This is a genomic window from Bradyrhizobium sp. WSM4874 (assembly GCF_055811835.1).
In genome coordinates this window covers 1-5,257 of record NZ_JBVVPR010000110.1, presented here as the reverse complement: position 1 = coordinate 5,257, position 5,257 = coordinate 1, and the positions used below count along the sequence as shown (strand labels likewise).

Below are 5,257 nucleotides of genomic sequence, written 5' to 3'. Positions count from 1 at the left end.
AGGCCTAGGTAGGCGCCGACCGTCGAAGCCGATCGGAAGCGCGAGGGGTCATCGATCGTGTGGCGGAACGTTAGGGCCGTCACGACACCGACCCCCGGGACCGTCATCAGGCGACGCGTCGTGTCGTCCAGCTTTGCCAACCGGCGGACCTCGTTGTCGAACTTACCTTGTTGTTGACAAACGTTCTCATGGATCGAGAGCAGCGGCGATATCACGCTGAGAAGCAAATGATCGACGCCCAAGAGTTCGCTGACCCGGTTGTGGAATTGTTGGCCGATCGCGCGAGGGAACAGCAATCCACATTCCTTGATCAAGCTGCGAACTTGGTTCTCGATGTCTCGGCGCATGGACACTAGCCGAGATCTGGCGACAAGGATCGCTCGGATCTTCTGGCTTTCCTCACTTTTGACTTTTACCTCTCGATACCATCCAACCCGCACCAGTTCGGCAAGCCCTCGCGCATCATTCTGATCGCTCTTGTTCATTCGGACCGACAAAGCTGCGTGCGCATGCCGAGCGTCGATGCAGACCACCGGAAGTTCAACCCTGCGGAGTTCATGCCATAGCCAACTGGCCATCGCACCGGTCTCGAAGCCGATACGCTCGGCATGAGGCGCATGTTTGTTAAGCAGGTCAGTCAAGGCACCAGGATTAGACTTGGCTTTCCCTTCGAATATTACTTGACCGGTCTCGTTGACAACGCACACAGCGGTTTCTCTCTGTGAGACGTCCAACCCGACATACTGCTTCATGGGAGCTCCTTCGAATCATTTGATTGCGAGGGCTCAACGATAACGGAGGTTGTCTGCCACGAGCGGCGACCGTAATTACGTCATTGTTTACAAATTTGATCCTTCGTATTGCCGCATGAGCGAATGTTGCCCTGACGGCGTCGATGCGACTCCCACTGATCGGCCGCGCCAGTTGGCCTTCCGGGCTGCTCGACGAGAGGAGCTGGCGGCGGGTCGGGCCCTACATTGCCGAGCCGTCCACAACCCGGGCAGTGGGGCAGCGGTCGTGGCCTCCGCAAGCGGCTCCTCCGCCACAATTGCTGGGCCGTCTTCCGTCTAAGCGCGCTCAGCAGGCGCTGCACGATCGAATGCTGTTTCTTCCCGAACTCCCTCGTTGCGCGCCCATAGAACTTCACTGGATTATGCCGGGCTCACAACCCTCATGTAGGTCGTCCTCGCCAGTGAGCCGCTTTTCGTAGAAGATCACTGCATATCCGTGCAACATCCCTTCCCTGCGGCGAACATAGCCAGCGGTCTCATAAAGCCTTTGAGCTCCCACTTGGATCGTTGTTGTGTCGAGCACTATCCACTTGAAACCGAGAACAACAGCTCGCGACTCCAATTCACGAAGAACCCTGCCTCCAATCCCTCGTCGCTGAAAGACGGGATCGACCCGCATACGTTTGAGTTCTGCGACATCATCATCAACAGGTTTCAACCCACCCATGGCGGCGAGTCGGGGACCAATATGCGCAACTACGAAGTCTCCGCCCGACCCGATGTATACTTCCCCGATATTCCGTAAATCATCCTCCCAGGCCCCTTCCGGGCCACACACACCAACATCCTGAGATGCGCTTCTGTGGAGATGCCATACACCATCGCTATCCCCGGGCTCGAACCGACGAAGGATCAGTTCGTCTTGAGACACCTACTATCACCTCTCGACCGATGCCGGACGTCCTGCGCCTCTGGCACCCTTGTTTGTTTTTAGCCAGCCAGAGACCACCGTCAGCTTATCGACGGCTCTGCCAACACCCGCTGAGAAAGGACAGCCTCAACACTTTCCGATACATCAACTCCGACAAGTGGGCGACCCGGCTCAACGGTATATTTTAAGGCCGTGCTACGGTGCATCCGGGTAAATCGATTCAGTGCACAAACACAGGACGCGCGCAGCGTTCCGATTTCGCCACCTTGATGCTCCACGACGGACGAAATCGTCGCAAGCCTGGGAAACTCCGCTTTCCCTTCTAGCCAACCCGGCTCGATCGGTGCACTCCCGTTGCCTGACGAGAGCCAGCGGAATACCTCGTGAATGCACCTCTGCGGATAATATTCGGAAAGCCGATATAGATCCCTATAGAATTGCGGTTTCTGGTGGAAGAGTTCTTCACCGACTAGTAGCACCGACACTGCCACGATACGGGCCGAGAAGCGGCCGCTTGGACCAAGCGTATTCTTGTAAGGATTCTTTCCGTAAAACGCACGAAATTGGCCAAATAGGTCTGGTGACATATGTTCATAAAAGCGCGTCAGAATATAGTTTGCTGACTCAAGGCGCGCCAAGCATAGCGCAAGACATTGCCCCGCATCCACCTCGGCCGCATCACGCAACTCGAGGAGAGCGTCCATTGCTGACTGCAATTCGCTCTCGATGATCTGATGCCCCAAGCAAAAATCTCGTTCCTCGACCCCGGCCGCGCCGAGGCAGTATACGCGTGGATCGCTCTGCAACGGATTCGTAAGGATCATATCTTCATAGGAGAGGACCTCAATGCCGGGTTGCCGGTCACAGCTTGACCGCGCAAGGCGGCTCAGTGCCTCTCCCACCGTCAGCTCGGCGTCCAGGGGGTGAAGGCCCGCAAACGCAGACATTTGATAAGCACAATTTACGAGATAGTGGATATCTGTCTTAGCGATCTCGAAGTCGGACTGCGGAAGACTTAGCAGCAACGCATCATAGTCACTCGCGGCGATCATCGCGTTGACGCTGCGTCCAAGCGACTTGACCGCTTCATCTGGTCGTTCACTGCATTTGATTTCCGCAATGCAGTGTGGCAGTTCATCGGTGACAAAATTGCTGACCAGCCCAAGCGGGCGTTCTCGCTGCCGCCGATCGATACTATCGGCCAGATGCAAAAATATGTCGTGCCCTTCGCAAGGCGCGCTTTGCGGAGTGGAAACGGAAAAAGGAGTGACCATAAACGAGCCCGCCCGCGGCTTCATCGAAATGCAACTTGCATTTCGGTACTTGATCCGTATCGAGCGGCCGGTGAGTAATCATACTTTTCGAGCAGATCAGTTCGTTTGTCTGCTATCCTACTGTCGTTATACGCGACCTGCTCAAGTATATTGTTCGAGAAGAATAGCAGCGATACCGCGCCCGAATTGATCGTGCCGGCGGCGGTTAACGAAAGCAGGCCATCATTTGAAATGCAGATGAGACCTGCCTCATTCAAGTGTTCTAGCTCGCGGCCAAAGCATTTCTCAATCGACACCCCAAACTCCCGCTCGAAGCGGGAGAGCGACACTCCACTGCTTCGCAGGGCAAACATTACTGTTCTGCGCATGAGATCATCTTGCGACAGGACAACACCCTTCCACACTGGCTTCTCGCCAGCCTCGACCCTGTATAGGTAACGATCTAAATCTGCCTCGTTATAGAACTGGCACTGGCTCATGTAGCCAAATCCGGCAACCCCAAACGGAACCAGATTATTGTCGTTCCAGGAATCGTATTTGCGGCGCTGTTGAACCGAGTGTGGCTGCGACTGCTTACTCCAGTAGAAAATCGGCCCATGACGATAGCCGAGTGTCGTGAGGATGTGCTCGGCCATAAAATGCATGATAATGCGCTCCTTAGCCCCGGCGAATTGATATCGTCCCTGAGCCAAATGGCGGGCCACGGGGTCTGTAGATTTGAACATCAGGGGGAATACATTGAACTTCTCTATCCCCAAATCTATTAAGCCGATGAGTGAGTCGTACCAGCTACGAAGCGTTTGCTGCGGCAATCCATACATGAGGTCGAGCGAGAGATTTTCGACGCCCATCTCATTCAGCAATTTTACGAGTTGTACTACCTCGTCCACGCGGTGCCCGCGGTTTAGTATACGTAAAATGCTCGGATCTAGACTCTGAACGCCCAATACAAAGCGGTTTACGCCGGATCTGAGCAGTGTCGATATGCGATCTGCAGCATCCACTTGCTTAGCAAGAGAGGGATGTAATTCGAAACTCACCTCCGACTTAGACAGATCAAAGCGCCGGCCGATCATACCAAATAGCGTTTTGAGTTGACTGTTGGTCAGGAACGAGGGGGTACCGCCTCCAAAGAAAGCAGTCTCAATAGCTCTGTCAGCCAGTGCCGCGTCCGACCAACTCATCTCTTGATCCAAGGCCGCCAGATAGCGCTCCACTCGCTCGGAAGATGGATGGATTTCTTTGGCGAAGTGGCAAAAGGTGCAATGCTGATCACAGAAGGGGACGTGAAAGTAGAGATCAATTGACGGCGTAACCTGAAGCAACAAGTTTTCGGCATTCAGATCGCCCAGTGCCTTGAGAGGCGGATATGTGCCGACGAGATAATCGTTGTACGTGTCAAGGTGCAAATTCCGTGACCTCAACATGTCGAGGTTAATGTCGTACGATCGGTCGATCGCGAATTCCAAGGCTTCGGAATAGGTCGGCGCGCGCATTTTGTTAAACTCCTCTAGCTTTCGTGTGAAGCAAGGGGCGATGGCACCTCCGTTAGAATAACGAAAACACGAGCGAAGCTCCCCTATCAGGATTGGGAGGCGCGCGAACTCGCTTTCCACTCCGTGGCGCCGCCCGACGATCGACAATACGCTGTCCGCCACTCTTACAGATCGTTTGGTCTTACCTCCTATGCGGGTGAGCGAGCCACGCGGCGCGAGACTCGTTGCACGCGGGCGCTCCTACATCATAGTGCGCACGCCAAGCAATAGTTGTCGTGTTGATCGGAGGCGGAGCATTTTGGCGCAATCTACGACGAACATCGACAATTTATTCGCCCGCGCCCGAATCGTGTCGGCCGCAATGTTAAGCAACGTTTCGCTCCTAGCGACACTTCCGCTGAGCAGTAGGCGCACGAAGGGGTTTCTCGCTCCGCGAGACCAACGAACGAGGCAACGGGCGCGTGCCGCGCGGCTCGAGCAGATCATCAAGGAGTTGCAGCGTCATCGCTTCGGCCGCCGGGCCGAGACGCTGCCGGAGGACCAGTTGCTGCTCGGCCTGGAAGAGGTCGAGCAGGTCGAGGCGAGCAGTGATGCCACGACCGATGCAGCCAATGCTGCCGAGCGATCGAGGACGGCGCCGCAGGAACAGAGGAGCCCTGCCCGGGCATCTGCCGCGGGTCGAGATGCTGATTGACCTCGACGATGACGCCTGGAGAACCCCGTCCGAGTTCGCGATGACCTGCCACCCGCGCCGATATCGCTGTTGAATGGCTCATCGGCGCCCCCGCCGGCATGAGCTAAACCCCGGAAAATTCCAGCATCAGC

4 protein-coding genes and 1 pseudogene are annotated in these 5,257 nt (G+C 55.7%); 1 reads left to right on the top strand and 4 read right to left on the bottom strand.

What is annotated here, in order from left to right; all coding sequences use genetic code 11:
* The 4 genes from AC0L3P_RS39250 to AC0L3P_RS39235 form a co-directional block, all read right to left on the bottom strand.
* On the bottom strand, positions 1–752 hold a 752-nt coding region (locus tag AC0L3P_RS39250; protein ID WP_473309360.1), incomplete at its 3' end, for an IS110 family RNA-guided transposase.
* A 391-nt stretch (positions 753–1,143) separates the two neighbouring features.
* Positions 1,144–1,662 carry a GNAT family N-acetyltransferase gene (locus AC0L3P_RS39245; RefSeq protein WP_473309359.1) on the bottom strand — a complete coding sequence of 173 codons (519 nt, stop codon included), beginning with the start codon at positions 1,660–1,662 and terminating at the stop codon, positions 1,144–1,146.
* Between the two features lie 80 nt (positions 1,663–1,742).
* Positions 1,743–2,960 carry a hypothetical protein gene (locus tag AC0L3P_RS39240; RefSeq protein WP_473309358.1) on the bottom strand — a complete coding sequence of 406 codons (1,218 nt, stop codon included), beginning with the start codon at positions 2,958–2,960 and terminating at the stop codon, positions 1,743–1,745.
* On the bottom strand, positions 2,957–4,432 hold the full coding sequence (locus AC0L3P_RS39235) for a coproporphyrinogen-III oxidase family protein (protein ID WP_473309356.1): 1,476 nt from the start codon (positions 4,430–4,432) through the stop codon (positions 2,957–2,959). Before AC0L3P_RS39235 ends, AC0L3P_RS39240 begins: the two co-directional genes overlap by 4 nt.
* Positions 4,433–4,829: 397 nt before the next feature.
* On the opposite strand from AC0L3P_RS39235, the pseudogene AC0L3P_RS39230 reads away from it, so the two are divergent.
* Positions 4,830–5,136, top strand: a pseudogene (locus AC0L3P_RS39230) (transposase domain-containing protein); the annotation flags it as partial.
* Positions 5,137–5,257 lie beyond the last annotated feature (121 nt).

Excerpts from the sequence above, each read along its gene's own strand:
- AC0L3P_RS39235 (WP_473309356.1), bottom strand. The coding sequence starts at position 4,432 with ATGCGCGCGCCGACCTATTCCGAAGCCTTGGAATTCGCGATCGACCGA.
- AC0L3P_RS39240 (WP_473309358.1), bottom strand. The coding sequence starts at position 2,960 with ATGAAGCCGCGGGCGGGCTCGTTTATGGTCACTCCTTTTTCCGTTTCC.